Annotated in this window: 16 protein-coding genes; 7 read left to right on the top strand and 9 right to left on the bottom strand. The window is 35.8% G+C overall.

Annotation, left to right across the window (positions count from 1 at the left end; genetic code table 11):
- Positions 1–87: 87 nt before the first annotated feature.
- From ACZ1GR_RS06105 to ACZ1GR_RS06120, 4 genes are all read left to right on the top strand, one after another.
- Positions 88–825 (top strand): hypothetical protein, encoded by a 738-nt coding sequence (locus ACZ1GR_RS06105; protein WP_472611314.1) that lies wholly within the window; start codon positions 88–90, stop codon positions 823–825.
- Between the two features lie 1,162 nt (positions 826–1,987).
- The gene (locus ACZ1GR_RS06110) at positions 1,988–3,016 is read left to right on the top strand and encodes a Fic family protein (RefSeq protein ID WP_472611798.1); all 1,029 of its coding nucleotides are present in this window, start codon (positions 1,988–1,990) and stop codon (positions 3,014–3,016) included.
- Between the two features lie 234 nt (positions 3,017–3,250).
- A complete protein-coding gene (locus ACZ1GR_RS06115; RefSeq protein ID WP_472611315.1) occupies positions 3,251–4,633 on the top strand; it encodes an exonuclease domain-containing protein in 1,383 nt (460 codons plus the stop codon).
- A gap of 33 nt (positions 4,634–4,666) precedes the next feature.
- Complete coding sequence (locus ACZ1GR_RS06120; protein ID WP_472611316.1) at positions 4,667–5,452, top strand: LytR/AlgR family response regulator transcription factor; 786 nt, start codon at positions 4,667–4,669, stop codon at positions 5,450–5,452.
- 372 nt (positions 5,453–5,824) lie between these two features.
- Here ACZ1GR_RS06120 and ACZ1GR_RS06125 read toward each other — a convergent pair whose 3' ends face one another.
- From ACZ1GR_RS06125 to ACZ1GR_RS06140, 4 genes are all read right to left on the bottom strand, one after another.
- Positions 5,825–6,610 (bottom strand): aldose epimerase family protein, encoded by a 786-nt coding sequence (locus tag ACZ1GR_RS06125; protein WP_472611317.1) that lies wholly within the window; start codon positions 6,608–6,610, stop codon positions 5,825–5,827.
- Positions 6,603–7,898, bottom strand: coding sequence for a M20/M25/M40 family metallo-hydrolase (locus ACZ1GR_RS06130; protein WP_472611318.1), 1,296 nt, complete (start codon positions 7,896–7,898; stop codon positions 6,603–6,605). The genes ACZ1GR_RS06125 and ACZ1GR_RS06130 overlap by 8 nt, the downstream gene beginning before the upstream one ends.
- A 39-nt stretch (positions 7,899–7,937) precedes the next feature.
- The gene (locus ACZ1GR_RS06135) at positions 7,938–8,918 is read right to left on the bottom strand and encodes a PLP-dependent cysteine synthase family protein (protein ID WP_472611319.1); all 981 of its coding nucleotides are present in this window, start codon (positions 8,916–8,918) and stop codon (positions 7,938–7,940) included.
- Between the two features lie 70 nt (positions 8,919–8,988).
- A complete protein-coding gene (locus ACZ1GR_RS06140) occupies positions 8,989–10,230 on the bottom strand; it encodes an ABC transporter permease (RefSeq protein WP_472611320.1) in 1,242 nt (413 codons plus the stop codon).
- Between the two features lie 3 nt (positions 10,231–10,233).
- On the opposite strand from ACZ1GR_RS06140, the gene ACZ1GR_RS06145 reads away from it, so the two are divergent.
- Positions 10,234–11,460, top strand: a complete 1,227-nt coding sequence (locus ACZ1GR_RS06145) for an exo-beta-N-acetylmuramidase NamZ family protein (RefSeq protein WP_472611321.1) — start codon at positions 10,234–10,236, stop codon at positions 11,458–11,460.
- Here the strand turns inward: ACZ1GR_RS06145 and ACZ1GR_RS06150 are convergent.
- From ACZ1GR_RS06150 to ACZ1GR_RS06160, 3 genes are read right to left on the bottom strand one after another with little or no spacing between them, the layout of a single operon-like run.
- Positions 11,451–12,284, bottom strand: a complete 834-nt coding sequence (locus tag ACZ1GR_RS06150; protein WP_472611322.1) for a sterol desaturase family protein — start codon at positions 12,282–12,284, stop codon at positions 11,451–11,453. The two genes, ACZ1GR_RS06145 and ACZ1GR_RS06150, sit on opposite strands and share 10 nt — an antisense overlap.
- 19 nt (positions 12,285–12,303) lie before the next feature.
- Positions 12,304–12,798 (bottom strand): YkgJ family cysteine cluster protein, encoded by a 495-nt coding sequence (locus ACZ1GR_RS06155; protein WP_472611323.1) that lies wholly within the window; start codon positions 12,796–12,798, stop codon positions 12,304–12,306.
- Positions 12,795–13,319, bottom strand: coding sequence for a DUF2059 domain-containing protein (locus ACZ1GR_RS06160; protein WP_472611324.1), 525 nt, complete (start codon positions 13,317–13,319; stop codon positions 12,795–12,797). Before ACZ1GR_RS06160 ends, ACZ1GR_RS06155 begins: the two co-directional genes overlap by 4 nt.
- A gap of 19 nt (positions 13,320–13,338) precedes the next feature.
- Here ACZ1GR_RS06160 and ACZ1GR_RS06165 point away from each other — a divergent pair, with 19 nt between their 5' ends.
- Together ACZ1GR_RS06165 and ACZ1GR_RS06170 are read left to right on the top strand one after the other, a co-directional pair.
- Positions 13,339–14,073: a class I SAM-dependent methyltransferase gene (locus tag ACZ1GR_RS06165; RefSeq protein ID WP_472611325.1), complete on the top strand. Its 735-nt coding sequence runs from the start codon at positions 13,339–13,341 to the stop codon at positions 14,071–14,073.
- Positions 14,074–14,118: 45 nt separating this feature from the next.
- Entirely contained in the window at positions 14,119–15,036 is a 918-nt protein-coding gene (locus ACZ1GR_RS06170; RefSeq protein WP_472611326.1) for a hypothetical protein, read from the top strand.
- Here ACZ1GR_RS06170 and ACZ1GR_RS06175 read toward each other — a convergent pair.
- Together ACZ1GR_RS06175 and ACZ1GR_RS06180 are read right to left on the bottom strand one after the other, a co-directional pair.
- Complete coding sequence (locus tag ACZ1GR_RS06175; protein ID WP_472611327.1) at positions 15,033–15,665, bottom strand: 7-carboxy-7-deazaguanine synthase QueE; 633 nt, start codon at positions 15,663–15,665, stop codon at positions 15,033–15,035. The genes ACZ1GR_RS06170 and ACZ1GR_RS06175 overlap by 4 nt on opposite strands.
- 15 nt (positions 15,666–15,680) lie before the next feature.
- Positions 15,681–16,133: a RidA family protein gene (locus ACZ1GR_RS06180; RefSeq protein ID WP_472611328.1), complete on the bottom strand. Its 453-nt coding sequence runs from the start codon at positions 16,131–16,133 to the stop codon at positions 15,681–15,683.
- Between the last annotated feature and the right edge of the window lie 5 nt (positions 16,134–16,138).

The raw sequence follows: 16,138 nt of genomic DNA on the forward strand, positions 1-16,138 counted from the left end.
CGTCATTTAACTGACATCAATGAAATCAATAGTTGACAATAGGTGATGTCGAACTTGTGTCTGGTCAAAATTTGTATTTTTAAGCTAATGGATGAAAAAATAGTAGGGGAAATCATAGGTGAAGTTTTTAGAAAAGCAAAGAAGGAGCATGCTTCTCATTCAAAATTTGCGTTATCCAATCATATCAGTAATGAAACCGATTTAAGTGCCAGAACGCTCGAAAGAGCATACGATAGGTATATAAATAAAAAGGTGAAATATGGTGTACCTCAAGCAGAGAGTATCGATTTATTTTGTAAATACTTGGGCTACGAAGATTTTAGAGACTATGTAGAAAGTAAACCTAGGGACTTGGTTATTGAACAACCTCCAATTAAGGGAACTAATAAACAGAAATTAATACTTATCATAAGTATTGCTTTCGGAATGATTTTATTGTTTTTTGCTTTTCAAGAATGGTCTGGCTTTAGGTATAACAATAATACTGCGGTAGACAAATGCATGACCTGGGCAGATTCAATTTACATTCCAATTTCATGTAACAAGGGTCCCTTATCTAAATATGGAACCCAAGTGAAACCATTAGACAAGATGGAATTAAAAAATATGCGAAAAGTAGAAGTTAATGCGGCCTACAAATTTTTCTCAGAAGATGGAAAGCCCTTGGTATGGTATTTTAAAAATAAAAGTAACGAACATGAATTTTTTACAGCTCCTGGTTTGCATCCAGTAAATGGAGAAACTTTGCGAAAGATAACTCCATATATAATTCAAAATTATGTGCCAATGCATCTAGATAAAAAAGAATCATTTATACCAGAATGAAATAATTTGGAATCATCAAATAATTAAACTTGTATAATCTCTTTCTCTAACTCTTTACATTACACCTTTCGAACTTGATTTCAGAATTGTAGTTGAACCCTTTAAAATACAATCAAAAAGTTCAAGGAAACAGCTAATTATCTTTTCCAACAGGAATAGTCCCCAAATCCTTACCCTTAAACTTTGCGCGCGGATTCTGTTTCGATTTTATAGTGTGCTGGTGGCTAAGCGTTAAGTAAAATCGAAATAGGGCGCACTTGCTATGGCAAATAGTAATAAAAAACACCAAATCTTGTTAAAAGATTTGGCCCCTTCAAATCGAGGTAAATTGCTTCATTTCCTATTGAAAATCACATTTTTTACGAAAAAAATCGCCATAAAATAAGGCTTCCCAAGGTTTTTTACTAAAAAATGATTTTTTCCGAAACGACTAAAAATATAATTATTTGACTGTTAGGTATTTACAAAATAACGTTTTTTCCGTTTTGATAATTTTACAGTAAACTTTTTCAGTGTTTATAGGGGTTATCGGCGTTTTTACCGTAAATCTGCTACGACAACAAATTTAGATACATCTTTAAATATCTGAAAATCAATTAATTAAAATACGTAACATCGCTTTAGCGTGTTACCCTCTTGCTTTACATTCTTCGTCCTGCTGGCAGGGCAAAAAATGTAAACGCTGTCCGCCTGTAAACTATACCTAATTAAAGCAATAAAAATTGAGCCCTATTTACCTTTTATATTCAGTTCATATTTTCTTTTTTGAAATAACATATTAAAACAATTAATCTTAAATGTGATGATTTGATGGTAAAATTCATCTTTACCGAAAAACAAGGCGAACTTCATTCATTTTATTTTTCTTAAAATGGATGGTGTTCAAGATTTTTCAAATGATGCGCTTTGACCAATCCCGATAAGTATCGGGGGAAGGGCAATGGGCGGATTTTGTGTATGGTCTTAACCCAATTTACGATGTTCTTATTATGCCTTCTTTAGTATAAGAAGAATCAAAATCTATACATATCGCTTTTATTATGTAAAGAAAAATCGATTTTCTATACATAAAGAATTATCTTTGTATAGAAAATTAAAAAATCTATACATAGTGTCTCAAGAGAACGCATATAACTTATCGGAGTTACCATTATCCATTGACATGGAAAGTATAGCTGTATTAAAAAGCTTGCCAGCTGCTCATGCTGCTCTGGCTGAGCTCAAAGGGCTTGCAGCTACTATTCCAAATCAAACAATATTAATCAATACTCTGGGGCTACAAGAGGCGAAGGATAGTTCTGCAATAGAGAATATTATTACTACTCATGATGACCTTTACAAATCAGAATTAAATTTAGATGTCTTTAGGTCTCTAGATGCAAAAGAAGTACAAAACTATATTGAGGCATTAAAACATGGATTTGCTTTAACTTCTAAAAAAGGAGTCCTAAACAATAGGGTAATATTGGAAATACAGGAAGTATTGGAAAAAAACAATGCTGGATTTCGCAAATTACCAGGTACTGCACTTAAAAACAGTACAACGGGAGAAACGGTATATACCCCACCTCAAAACTTGACCGATATTCAAAGACTCATGAAGAACCTTGAACAATTTATCAATAACAATGATTTAAGTGATTATGACCCTATCTTAAAAATGGCTATTATACACTTTCAGTTTGAGAGCATCCATCCTTTTTATGATGGCAATGGACGTACTGGAAGAATCATGAATATTCTTTATCTTATTCTCAACAAATTACAGACCTTACCTATTCTATATTTAAGTAGCTATATCATTCAGCATAAACCAGATTACTATAGGTTGCTTCAAGAAGTAAGAGATGAAAATAATTGGGAGGAATGGTTACTTTTTATGATAAAAGGAGTAGAACAAACATCTAAAGACACCATTAAATTGATTGTGGAAATTAAAAGTTTAATGACTGACTATAAGAACAAGTTGAGAACAAACTATAAATTTTACAGTCAAGATTTACTAAATAACCTATTCAAACATCCGTATACAAAAATTGAATTTGTAGTAAACGATTTGGCAGTTTCCCGATTGACTGCAGCAAACTATCTTAATAAATTAGCTGATGATGGATTGCTAGAAAAAAAAAGAATAGGGACAGCTAACTACTATATAAATAGGCCACTCTTTGATCTATTAACAGAAAGATAAATTATGAGAAAAGGATTTCTATGTTACGTCTTCATTTTTTTATAATACTTAGATTGTATTATTTACTTCTATTTACATCCAAAAAAGACAACAATATGAAAGTTTCAAATAGAAAGTCACCTATTCGGTGAGCATAAAAAAAAGACCCTCTGAAAAGCCCTATTTATAGGGTGTTTGAGCATTAAGTTCTAGTCTCCCCGGCTCCACAATTAAAATATTCGCTAATTTTATTGGGTGTACACCATTATAGACATAGAAACTACCGGAAATGGCATTAAGGGAAACAAAATTACCGAAATTGCTATTTTTAAGTTCGATGGAAGTAAAATAGTAGATGAATTCACGAGCTTGGTAAACCCCAAATGCCCCATCCCTTATTTTATAACAGGTCTTACAGGTATCGATGACCAAATGGTGGCCAGTGCACCTACCTTCAAAGAAATATCCAATAAAATCCTAGAAGTAACCGATGATACCATATTCGTAGCGCATGCGGTCAACTTTGATTATGGCGTTATTAAAGAAGAGTTTCGCCGAATTGGTATAGATTTTAGCAGAAAGAAACTATGTACTGTTCGACTTTCCCGTAAGTTGATTCCTGAGCTTCAATCGTACAGTCTAGGTAAATTATGTTCTGCTATTGGTATTCCGTTAAAAGATAGGCATAGGGCCAGAGGTGATGCACATGCCACGGTTTTGCTTTTTCAGAAATTGCTGGTAACGCCAGATTCACAAACAACCATACAAGGTTTTCTTAATGCAAGAAGCCAAGAAGCAACACTTCCACCTTTAGTTTCTAGAAAAAATATAGATGAACTGCCCACAACTCCAGGAATCTACTACTTTAAAAATACCACGGGCCAAATTATCTATGTAGGCAAGGCCATCAATATCAAAAAAAGAGTACTCGGGCATTTTTATACCAAAAGTAATCACGAACTTCTTTTGTGCAATGAGGTAGCCGAAATAGATTTTGAACTCTCGGGTAGTGAATTGATTGCCCTTTTGATGGAGTCAGCTGCAATTAAAAAGCATTTTCCAAAATACAATCGGGCCCAAAAAAAAAATACTACCCAATACGCAATCTTTAGCTATGAAGATAGAAGTGGTATCTTACATTTGGCATTCAATACTTTAAAAAACAGTTACAATCCAATACTTATTCTCAACAATAAAACAGATTGTAGAACCTATTTAGCAGAGCTCTGCAAAATATACGCTTTATGCCCTAGGTACTGTCAATTACAACAAACTTCTACCGAATGTTCGCACTATAAAATCATGATATGCGACGGTATCTGCTGTGGTAAAGAAAGCCCGACCACTTACAATTTAAAGGTGAAAAGTGCCATTGAGGGAATACAGCAAAATACCAGCAATGTCATTCTACAGCGAAAGGGGCGACATTTAAACGAGAAAGCATTTGTAGTGATTAAAGATGGTGTGTATTTGGGTTATGGTTTTGTTGAAAATGATGTAGAGATTACTTCGTATTCTTCTCTAGAAGCTTTTCTTGTTCCTCAAAAACATACTGCTGAAACCGAGAGTATTCTGAAGAGTGCGCTGAAAAATGAAATCAAAAACTCAACAAACCAAGTAATTACCCCGTTTTACTAGAAAAATATCTTATCTTTTACATAGATTTAGATTGTGCATAAAACCTTAGATCCAATAAAGTTAGTAATTGTCGAAGATGAGCCCGTATCGGCTACGTATCTTAAAAAACACATCAAAGATACCGGTATAGAATGCAAAGTAGTTGCAGAAATAGCAAAGACTACAGAAGCAGCCGCTTTTTTTGTTGCTAACAATGATTATGATTTGGTGTTTATGGATATTCAATTAGAAGATGGTGATTGTTTTAAAATTCTTAATAATGTAAGCATTGAAAAACCAATCGTGTTCTGCACCACTTTTGACACCTATGCACTTAAAGCCTTTAAATATAATAGCATTGATTATCTCTTAAAACCACTTAATAAAGAAGCTGTTCAAGAGGCGATAAAAAAATACCAGGTACTAAGAAGAAATCATGATAGCAGTCATTTGGCCCGTATGGATAAAATGATTGAGACCATGGCACCCACAACGTACAAGAAAAGATTTTTGGTACGTTCTGGCAACAAATTAAAGTTGGTTCAGATAAGTGATGTTGTCTGTTTTTATTCCAATGGAGGTGATACCCGATTGATAGATAAAAACGGGGGCGAACATCTAATAGATTTCACCATGGAACGCCTTGAAAGACTTGCCGACCCTGCCAGCTTTTTTCGAATAAATAGAAAAATGACCATCAATATGGATTACATACACTCGGTCGAAGACTATTTTAACAATAGACTTATGGTGAAAATGTTAAAAAAAGTTCCTTTTGATTTAGTAGTAAGCAGAAATAGGGCCAAAGAGTTTAAATTCTGGTTGAAAGGGATAGCCTAATGCCTTATTCTTTCATTTTACGATACATCTTGGCAACAAAGAGCAGCCAAATTAAAAATATGGTTGCTACAATTATGGAATAAACCAAGATAAAATCCACTACTTCTTGTATTTAAGGTAATTCATAAAACCCAAAATGGTCGGCGCCCAAAATGCAATAAAAATCGCATCTAATTTTTTTCCACTTAGGAAAAGTACTTCTGAGACAATGATAATTGAAACTACCACTAAGAGCAGGATGCAATTCATTAAACCCACTCGCTCAATAAAATCTTTCAACATTAGTATTCTGCGTAAGCTATTCTAGCTCTAAGGTAGTTATTATAACGCAAGAAACGTTAAAGAAATTGTGATTTTTTTAACGTTTTTAATTTAACTTTTAGTTCTAAAGAAAACTTTAAAGTGAGCCGAATCTTCCAACATTTGAAATCCGTTATTCAGGTTTTCTTGAGAAACGGCATAAGGGTAAAATGAAATCGGTTCGATACAGACCATATTCTCCATTTCGGTCCAACACATAAAATGCCCAAAACCTTCTGTTTCTATGGTGATTTCTTTTTTATCTTTCAATATAACCATATCACAGTTCGATACCTCTAGCGCCCTACTACCTACGGCCAACACTTCATCTAAGGTAATCTGTCTTTTCCCTGCATGAATAATAGGGTTTTCAGTATGTATCTTAAAATTCGGATGATACCCCAACATAAATGGCATACCTTTATCGCCCGATATTGAAAATTCGATTTCAAGACCACTATCGGTAAGTTCAAATGATTTCTCAAACTCAAAACTATAAGGCCAATCAAGCCATTCGACATTGGATTTTTTAGGATATTTCGAATTTTTTATGGCTGTGCCCGCCACATATTTCTTTCTGTATATAGCCTTGGTAGAATTACTGAAAATTAAGTCATACTCCATTTGCCTAAAATGCCCATGTTGATCCTGAACGGCAATACCCTTTGGTGTTCGAACCTTGAATCCGGCTTCGTTGACCGGACCGATAATCGGAAACATTTCGGTATCCGATGAGCTCCAACCAGGACTTCCCTTTTGGTGAATAAACTCGTGATCAGTTACTTTAAAGCTTATTAGTTCTCCTTCTTCAATAGCTACGAACTTGTTATTAAGTTCAAGTGCAACAACATTATTCATTAATCAACCTATAAATTAAAATTGCAGTTCGCTTAGTTAAAGCTTCGATAGTATTTAAGTTTACCGTTTCTTGCGGTGTATGGGCGCCCGAACCCATGGTACCCAATCCATCTAAACAATCTACATACTCTGCAACAAAAGATACATCGGCAGCCCCTCTTTTTCCTGGGTCATAGGCTAAAACTTCTCCTTGTCCCAAGTCAAGGCTAACCCTATTTAAGGTATTCAACAAACTGAGATTACCCTCTGTTGGCCCCATTGACGGGTAACTGTCGTTAAATGTAATGTTCGCAGAAGTTTGGGGTAGGTTATTAGAAACTATCTCACGCATTTTTGCCCTAGCATTCTCTTTTTGCTCTTCGGATATAAAACGAAGCCCTCCTTGAACTACAGCCTTTTGGGCTACAACGTTCGATTTGCCAAAAACATCGCCTTTGCTCGCGGTCTTATCAAAATTGACAAAGGTACCTCCTAGTAGGGTTCCAGGATTAAAAGTTAGCAACTCCTCCCCTTTTACATCGGTATAAAATTGGTGCAGTATTCTTGACATTTCAAAAATAGCACCAGCACCGGTACGTTCGCTAAATATACCCGAAGAATGTGCACGTTTACCCGCTACCTCAACAGCCCAGCCAGAAGCTCCTCTTCTTGCTACGGTCGCATAGTTAAATCCTGTTGAAGTTTCAAAACCTAGCGCGATATCGCTCTTTTTGGCAGCTTCAATCAAGTCTTTTCTACTGGTCGTTAATGGCTTACCAGTGCTTTCCTCGTCACCTGTAAAGGCAGCAATGATTTGAGCATCTTTTAAAAGCCCATTTTTCTGCAATGCTTTTAAGGCATAAAGTACAATTACATCTCCACCCTTCATATCATTACCACCAGGTGCATGCGCTATACTATCGTTTACCATTTCAAATTTTTGAAACGGACTGTCTTCCTCAAAAACGGTATCTAAATGGCCAATCAGCAATAATTTTTTACCTTTTTCCCCTGATGTTTCGGCAAATAAATGTCCTGCACGATTCATTTCTAAAGGCATGTCAATCCACTTGGTATCAAAGCCAATTTTCTCAAAGGCATCCTTAAACACCATGCCCACTTGCTTTACCCCTTTTGGGTTAAGTGTTCCGCTATTGATGTTCACTACTTTTTCTAGAAATGAAATCGCCTCTGTATTATTCTGCTCAATGGTAGAAAGTATCTTTTTTTCTGTACGGCTCAAATTTTGAGCTTTTAATGGAACCCAAAGCAAAAGGCCGAGCGCAGTCGTAGCAATTAATTGTTTCATAGTAATCTAATATTTAGAAAGGACTGTTTTCTATCAAAACTATTCTATATACCCCATTTGGCGCATCCAATCATCATTAAACATCTTGCCTACATAACGACTTCCATGATCATGGAATAAAACCACTACCACATCATCTTTTGTAAAATGTTCTTTTAGTTGCAACAAACCTTTTATTGCTGCCCCTGCGGAATTACCAAGAAACATACCCTCTTCTTTAGCTAGTTTTTGGGTGTATACGGCTGCATCTTTATCTGTCACCTTCGTAAAACCATCGATAACACTAAAGTTAACGTTTAACGGCAAAATATCTTCACCTATTCCTTCCGTAACGTACGGATAAATCTCATTTTCGTCAAAAATACCGGTCTCATGATATTTTTTAAAAACTGAACCATAGGTGTCTATTCCCCAAACCTTAACATTAGGGTTCTTCATTTTTAGGTAAGAACCAACCCCTGATATGGTGCCACCTGTACCTACGCCAACGACAAAGTGGGTAACCTTACCATTTGTCTGTTCCCAAATTTCTGGACCCGTACTTAAAAAGTGCGCCTTACAGTTTGATGGATTATCATATTGATTTACATACCAAGAATTGGGAATCTCTTGAGATAACCTTTTAGCAGTGGAATAATAACTACGAGGGTCTTCGGGGGCTACATCAGTTGGGCAAACATGAACTTCACTGCCCACAGCTTTTAAAATGTCTATTTTTTCTTTGGATTGTTTATCACTGATAACACAAATCATCTTATAGCCTTTTACCACAGCGGCCAAAGCCAAGCCCATTCCCGTATTTCCCGAAGTACCTTCAATGATGGTGCCGCCAGGTTGTAAAACACCAGCCTTTTCAGCATCTTCCACCATTTGTAGTGCCATACGGTCTTTCACCGAATTACCAGGGTTAAAGGTTTCATACTTTGCAAGCACCAAACAAGGTATTTCAGCAGTTAGCTTATTAAGTTTTACCAAGGGCGTATTGCCGATAGTTTCTAGAATGTTATTAGCGTAGTCCATAATTGGCGCAAAGGTAAGTTTTTGAATTGCTATGATAAACAGGAATTGAATACTAATTTTCTAAACCAATTTACTCAAACTTCATCGCTTTTACGGGAGCTATTTTGGTAATGGCATAAGAAGGAACCAAAAGCATCAAAAGACATAAAAGCATAACCCCTATGTTCAATAAAAGAACAGTAACAAAATCGATATGCATGGGTATGTATTCGATATAATATTCTTCAGGGTTCGGAAACTTTAAAAACCGGTATTTTTCTTGTAAAAAAATAAGTCCCAAACCTATTAAATTACCCCAAAACAACCCAAGAATGATCAAGTATGATGCATTGTACAAAAACACCTTACGAACACTCCAGTTTGCAGCACCCAAGGCCTTTAAAACACCTATCATTTGTGTGCGTTCTAGAATTAACACTAAAAGCGCAGTAATCATATTAATACCTCCGACAAGAATCATGATACCGATTATCAATGCGGTATTAAAGTCGAAAAGTCCAATCCATTCAAAGATTTTGTGATATTTTTTTTTGATGTTTTGGGTATCCAAGGTAGAAACAACAGCACCGTAAATAGCATTGCTTTTGGCTTCTATCTGGTCAAAATCTTCTAGAAAAACTTCAAAGTTGCCAACTTCCTTTTCAGACCATTTATTCATACGCTGAATGTGTCTTATATCCATAAAAATATGGTCCCTATCGAGTTCTTCAAATCCACTATCATATATCCCTACAATATCAAATTTTCTATTGTTAGGTAGTTTTGAAGGATCATTATCTTTCAGAAAAATTGCAAAGAAAGAGTCACCGAGCTTTAAACCTAAAAGATTGGCCTTTAGCCTAGATATTAAAACTTCGTTATTTAGGTCAGCTGAAAAATTAGGCAGTCGTCCTTCGACCAAATACTCTTTAAAATTGGTCCAATTATAATCTTTTCCGACACCTTTGGCCAACATGCCTTCAAAAGTATTTTCTGTGCGTATAATACCGCCTTTGGTAGCCACTGCCTGTAAATGTGAGATACCATCGATATTTTTAAACTCTGGATAAAAGTCTTGCTCTATAGAAACCGGAACTACGGAAACATCAGAGCTATTATTGTCATAATTGTAGATTTGAATATGCCCATTAAAAGCCGAAACTTTCTCTCGTATCTTAAGCTGAAGCCCCGCAGCAGAGGAAATTGCTATTAACATCATTACAACGCCAATTGCAATAGCAGCGATAGCAATTTTTATTATCGGGGCGGAAATACTAATTTTATGTTCCCTCCCTGTAATAAGGCGTTTGGCTATAAAAAATTCTAAATTCAACGGATGCCCATTTTTTCTGGTTTCAAAAGTACATTTTTATTGTTGTTTATCCTTTTTTCCGCTTGCGCGCAAAAACAGGACAAAAAAATGAACGACTCTTCTTTGTCATCTAAAACAATTGAAAAAGAAATTATTGTTGCGGCAAATAGAACGGAAGCCTACATACCCCTTTTGAAAAATAAAAGGGTCGCTATTGTTGCCAATCAAACCTCGGTAATATTTAATGCCGATGGCCATACCCATCTTGTGGACTCTCTGCTAGCAATGAATATTGAATTAAAAAAAGTCTTTGCACCAGAACATGGTTTTCGCGGAAAAGCAGACGCAGGTGAAAAAGTAAAAGATGGTTTTGATAAAAAAACAGGTCTTAAAATTCTTTCATTACATGGTAAAAACCGGAAACCTTCTAAAGAACAGCTAGAAGATGTAGAACTAGTATTATTTGATATACAAGATGTTGGCGTTCGTTTTTACACCTACATTGCAACCTTACAATTGGTAATGGAAGCTTGCGCCGAAAGTGGCATACCTATTATTGTTTTGGATAGACCAAACCCAAATGCCCATTATATTGATGGCCCTACGATGGAAGCTGAACATACGGGGTTTTTAGGTATGCAAACCATACCCTTGGTATACGGAATGACCATAGGGGAGTATGCAACAATGATAAACGAAGAAGGATGGTTAGCTGAAGGGCTAAAGGCCGATTTGAAAATAATTCGCCTTGAAAACTGGACTCATGACCGTTCTTACTCCTTACCAATACGACCTTCACCAAATTTACCTAATGACATTTCTATTAATTTGTATCCTAGTTTGGGCTTATTTGAAGGCACAAATATAAACGCCGGGCGGGGTACTGAGTTTCAATTTCAACGTTACGGTGCTTCTTTTTTAGACAGCACAGAACTTGATTTCAGTTATACTCCCAAACCCAACTTTGGTTCTAAACATCCAAAGGAAGAAGGAAAGATTTGCTATGGTGAGAATTTAACCTCAAGCGAACACATGAATTCTGTTTCTTTAAAATGGTTGCTAAAAGCTTATAAAAATAGCACTGACAAATCCAAATTTTTTATTACTTCTGGGTTTACAAAACACGCAGGTACAGAAAAACTACAACAACAAATTGAAGCAGGACTTTCTGAAAAGGAAATTAAGGCTACTTGGCAAAAAGATATAGAAACTTTTAAAAGGATAAGAAAAAATTACCTGCTTTATGATTGACCCGTTGTAGGTTTCCGGTATTTATGAAACGGCTGTTTTAGCAAACCTAAAATGCTACTATTTTCTTTCTCATCAGGAAATGTATCTAAACCGTAAGTAATCTTATCAGGGTCTAGTTTCATGTAGGTTCCAAAAATCCGGTCCCATATTGAAAAAATATTGCCATAATTAGAGTCTGTGTAGGGCAATACAAAATGATGATGTACTTTATGCATATCGGGTGAAACTATAAACCAACTTAAAGCATTATCTATTTTTCTGGGCAATCTAATGTTTGCATGATTAAATTGAGATAAAACAACAGAAATACTTTGGTACAACATAATAAGACCAATTGGTGCACCGACTACAAAAACACCAAGTAATGTAAATAAATATCTTATTAAACTCTCTAATGGGTGATGCCTGTTCGCCGTAGTGGTATCTACATTATGGTCTGAGTGGTGTACCAAGTGCACCATCCAAAGGGGTTTAACCTTATGCTCTACCAAATGGGCCGTATAAGCACCGATTAAATCAAGCAGCATCAAGCCCAACACCACATATAGCCACAAGGGCATTTCTGGCAACCAATTGATAATGCCAAAGTTATTTTCAACAGTCCAATCCGAAGTTTTTAATAATAAAAATGCCAAAGGAAAGTTGACAATAATTGTTGTTAATGTAAAAAAGAGATTTGGCAGGGCATGCCTCCATTTTTTGTATTTAACACTGAACAAGGGAACAATTCCTTCTAAAATCCAAAAAAAAGTAATTCCCCCAACTAAAATAAGGCTTCTGTGTAAGGCCGGTATATTTTCAAAATAGGTTATTAGCTGTTCCATTTTATCGGGTTTTTGGAGACTATATTTTAATACGCTCTTTCATCTTCTCAACAATGTTAAAGGCTGCTGGGCAGATAGCAACATTCTTTAGCGTTAAATTACTTATTTGTTGAAACTTTTTCCTATCCGTATGCGGAAATTCTCTGCAAGCCTTAGGTCTTACGTCATAAATAGTACAGTAATTGTCTTCACCTAAAAAAGTACAAGGCACCTGCCGTAATACATAGTCATTCTCTTCATCAAGTCTAAGATATCTATCTATAAAATCTACTGCTTTCATTCTAAAGAACTTTGCAATACGTTCAATGTCGGTGTTCGTAAAAAAAGGTCCGGTAGTTTTGCAGCAATTCGCACAAGTAAGACAATCCGTCTGGGTGAACTCCTTATCATGCAGCTCTTGCATAAGATAATCCAAATTCTTTGGAGCTTTCTTTTTAAGCTTCACAAAGAATTTTTTGTTTTCGCTATGTTTCTCCATTGCCCTTTTTGGCAACTGCTCTAAAACTTCTTTCATTCTTCTTTTAAAAGTAAAACAGCAGTTTGATATAAATCTTTACTCCAATATTCCGATACTGCGGCAATTTCAATAGAAAGTAATTCTTGCTTCTCTTTTATTTTGGCGCCCACTTTTGAATTAAAAAAATCGTTGACTTTATTTTGCTGGGCATTTGTCAATTTTGTTCTATCCACTACCAATTGTACCCCCGCATCACTGGTATAAAATTGTTCCATTTTAGCTATATCTTCTGTGGAAAAGTGTTTGATATAAACAGGTACCAACATATCACGAATTTCCTTTAACGCCTTTATTTCGTTACGTTCAAGATATATCCATCCATTGTTATTTCTATCCGATTTCGGAAACTGTCTTTCCATCAAGTTTAAAAGCTCCAAATAAGCTTGTTTATATTGCTTCATGGTACCATTACTTTCAAGATACGTTGAGACTTTAGCTATTAAATCAGTTTCTTGACCTATAGTTGGTACTGAAAACAACAATACACACAGAAAAAATAAAGCTTTGTAAGGTTTCATATCGAATAAAAAAGGAACTTTGGCCCAAAATACGAATAATTACGATTTGGATATTTTTGGAGAAGCTCTTTTAGATTATCAAAAAGGAGAATATACGGAAGATATTATAACATTCTCTTCTTTAGAGGAAGAAGACTGTATTCCATTACCTTACCTTTTTCGTTCTTTTACCGAAATGCCTTCTTTAGAAAAAGAAGCCTTAAAAAAGTGCAAAGGCACCATCTTAGATATTGGTTGCGGAGCAGGAAGCCACAGTTTGCACCTTCAAAACCAAGAACTTAGCGCGGTAGCACTAGATATATCAGAAGGAGCAATAGAAACCTGTAAATTAAGAGGCGTGAAAAACACCATTAATTCTAATATTCTTGATTATTCTGGAATAAAATTTGATACGCTATTACTATTGATGAACGGCATAGGTATTGTTGAAAAGCTTTCAAATTTAGATATGTATTTAAAACACTTTAAATCTTTATTAAAGACTTCTGGTCAAATTCTATTGGATTCCAGTAATATTATTTACATGTATAAGGAAGATAATGATGGAGGATATTGGATTCCGGAACATTCTGACTATTATGGCGAAGTAGAATTCACCATGCAATACAAAAACGCTAAAAGCGAGCCTTTTGGATGGTTATATTTAGATTACAATACCTTAAAAAATGCTGCAGAAGTTAATAATTTTAATTGCGAACTTGTAAGAGTAGGCAAGCATTACGACTATTTAGCCAGACTTACAGTGAAATCATAATAGAAAATGAATTTATACGTTTTCTATTATAACATATAAAATGCTATGAAAAAATCGGTCATACTCTTTCTTTCTTTATTTCTAATCGTCTTTTTAGCATGCTCAAAAAGCGCTTCTGATGATAATCCAACGCCAGATGATGATCAAAGTCAAGTGCCTCAAAATCCGCAGCAATTGTTCCCAGCCAATTTTCGGGCAACAGGTTCTTCTGCCAATGATATTTTATCAAATACCAATTTTGACAACCTTAAAATAGAGATTGCCTACGTTACCGGTTTTAGACCCACCCAAGCAGCGATGGACCAATTTCAAGATTTTTTAAGGAGATTTACTTTTAAAGGGACTATTGAGCTTATTTTCAATGAGCTGCCCTCGCCGAATAAAGAGAGTCTTAATTTAAATGACGATATCGGACCTTTGGAAATTGAAAATAGAACAGTCTATAATGATGGTAGAACCTTGGGTATCTATATCTATTTTGCAGATGCTCCTTCCGAAGGTGATGATTTGGATGAAGGTCTGGTAACATTAGGTGCGGTGTACAGAAATACTTCAATGATTATTTTTGAAAAAACAGTAAAAACCCTAGCCGATAGAGCTAACTCTCTTGAAGATGAAGATGTTGAAATAGCAACGCTAAACCATGAATTTGGTCATTTAATGGGCCTAGTAAACCTTGGAACAGATGCAGTGAACGACCATGAAGACGCAGATTCAGATAATCATTGTAACGTAGATCCATGTTTAATGCGCGCTGAACTCGAATTTGGAGGTGCAGGTAAATCACCTCTTCAAACACTCTCTAAGGGAGATTTACATTCATCGTGTACTTTAGACGGTATGGGATTGGTAAAACAAATGGAAGCCAATGTGTCTCGTGGAGCAGCTGCGGCCCCTAATCTAGATGCAGAATGTCAGTTGGATCTAGAAACTAATGGCGGTAGACCAAATACCAACGGTTAAGGAATATTCAGGTACTTATGGGTCTGTAAAGAAACCTTCCATTTCGGGTTTTTCATTACGTAATCAACAATCAAGGGAGTAACTTTATCACGAACACTCCATTCTGGTTGTAGATAGAGAATGCAGTTCTCACCAACTTTTTCGGCCTGCTCTTCTGCAAAAATCAGGTCATGCTTATTATAAACAATGACTTTTAATTCATCGGCTTTATTATAAATTTCGCCAACCGGAAGTTTATTTTTCTTAGGAGACAAACAAATCCAATCCCAAACACCTGTTAACCTATATGCCCCCGAAGTTTCAACATGGGTTTTCAAACCCTTTTCTTTAAGAGCTACAGTTAGCGGTTTCATATCCCATGTTAATGGCTCACCTCCTGTTACTACAATGGTATCTGAATAATTAGCTGCATTGGCAACTATTTTTGAAATCTCGGTAGGCGGATGGGTTTCTGCATTCCAACTTTCCTTAACATCACACCAATGACAGCCCACATCACAACCACCAATGCGAACGAAATACGCGGCAGTTCCTTTATGGAAACCTTCCCCTTGTATGGTGTAAAACTCCTCCATCAAAGGGAGCATTTCTCCCTTATTCACCAAATGCATTACCTCTTGTAAAACCATGTTGCAAAGATAGTATTACTTCACGGCAATCACATCAATCTCAATTTTTGCCCCTACCGCTAAACCAGCAGCTGCATAGGTAGTTCTTGCCGGTTTTTTCGTGAAATATTTGACATAAACCTCGTTAAAAGCCTTAAAGTCATTGATATCACTAAGTATTACCGTGCACTTCACCACGTTATCAAGCGATAACCCATGATGTTGTAAAACTCCTTGTATGTTCTTGATAGTCTGTTCCGTTTCTCCTGTAATACCGTTTTCGGCCAATTTTCCCACAGATCTATCCATACCAATCTGCCCAGCTAGAAAAAATAAGTTGCCCGCCTGCACCACTTCGCTAAACGGGGCCTTTGCTCTGGCAGGGTTCTCAGGTTTGTGAAAGATAATCTCAGTATTTTCTTGCGCAATTACCATTGTAGAAAATAACAGTCCCACACAAATTAGTAGCCGTTGATTTAATTTTTTCATCTTGT

The organism is Croceitalea sp. W27 (assembly GCF_055693185.1).

Excerpts from the sequence above, each read along its gene's own strand:
- ACZ1GR_RS06105 (WP_472611314.1), top strand. The coding sequence starts at position 88 with ATGGATGAAAAAATAGTAGGGGAAATCATAGGTGAAGTTTTTAGAAAA.
- ACZ1GR_RS06110 (WP_472611798.1), top strand. The coding sequence starts at position 1,988 with ATGGAAAGTATAGCTGTATTAAAAAGCTTGCCAGCTGCTCATGCTGCT.
- ACZ1GR_RS06125 (WP_472611317.1), bottom strand. The coding sequence starts at position 6,610 with ATGAATAATGTTGTTGCACTTGAACTTAATAACAAGTTCGTAGCTATT.
- ACZ1GR_RS06130 (WP_472611318.1), bottom strand. The coding sequence starts at position 7,898 with ATGAAACAATTAATTGCTACGACTGCGCTCGGCCTTTTGCTTTGGGTT.
- ACZ1GR_RS06135 (WP_472611319.1), bottom strand. The coding sequence starts at position 8,918 with ATGGACTACGCTAATAACATTCTAGAAACTATCGGCAATACGCCCTTG.
- ACZ1GR_RS06145 (WP_472611321.1), top strand. The coding sequence starts at position 10,234 with ATGCCCATTTTTTCTGGTTTCAAAAGTACATTTTTATTGTTGTTTATC.
- ACZ1GR_RS06150 (WP_472611322.1), bottom strand. The coding sequence starts at position 12,284 with ATGGAACAGCTAATAACCTATTTTGAAAATATACCGGCCTTACACAGA.
- ACZ1GR_RS06155 (WP_472611323.1), bottom strand. The coding sequence starts at position 12,798 with ATGAAAGAAGTTTTAGAGCAGTTGCCAAAAAGGGCAATGGAGAAACAT.
- ACZ1GR_RS06160 (WP_472611324.1), bottom strand. The coding sequence starts at position 13,319 with ATGAAACCTTACAAAGCTTTATTTTTTCTGTGTGTATTGTTGTTTTCA.
- ACZ1GR_RS06170 (WP_472611326.1), top strand. The coding sequence starts at position 14,119 with ATGAAAAAATCGGTCATACTCTTTCTTTCTTTATTTCTAATCGTCTTT.
- ACZ1GR_RS06175 (WP_472611327.1), bottom strand. The coding sequence starts at position 15,665 with ATGGTTTTACAAGAGGTAATGCATTTGGTGAATAAGGGAGAAATGCTC.
- ACZ1GR_RS06180 (WP_472611328.1), bottom strand. The coding sequence starts at position 16,133 with ATGAAAAAATTAAATCAACGGCTACTAATTTGTGTGGGACTGTTATTT.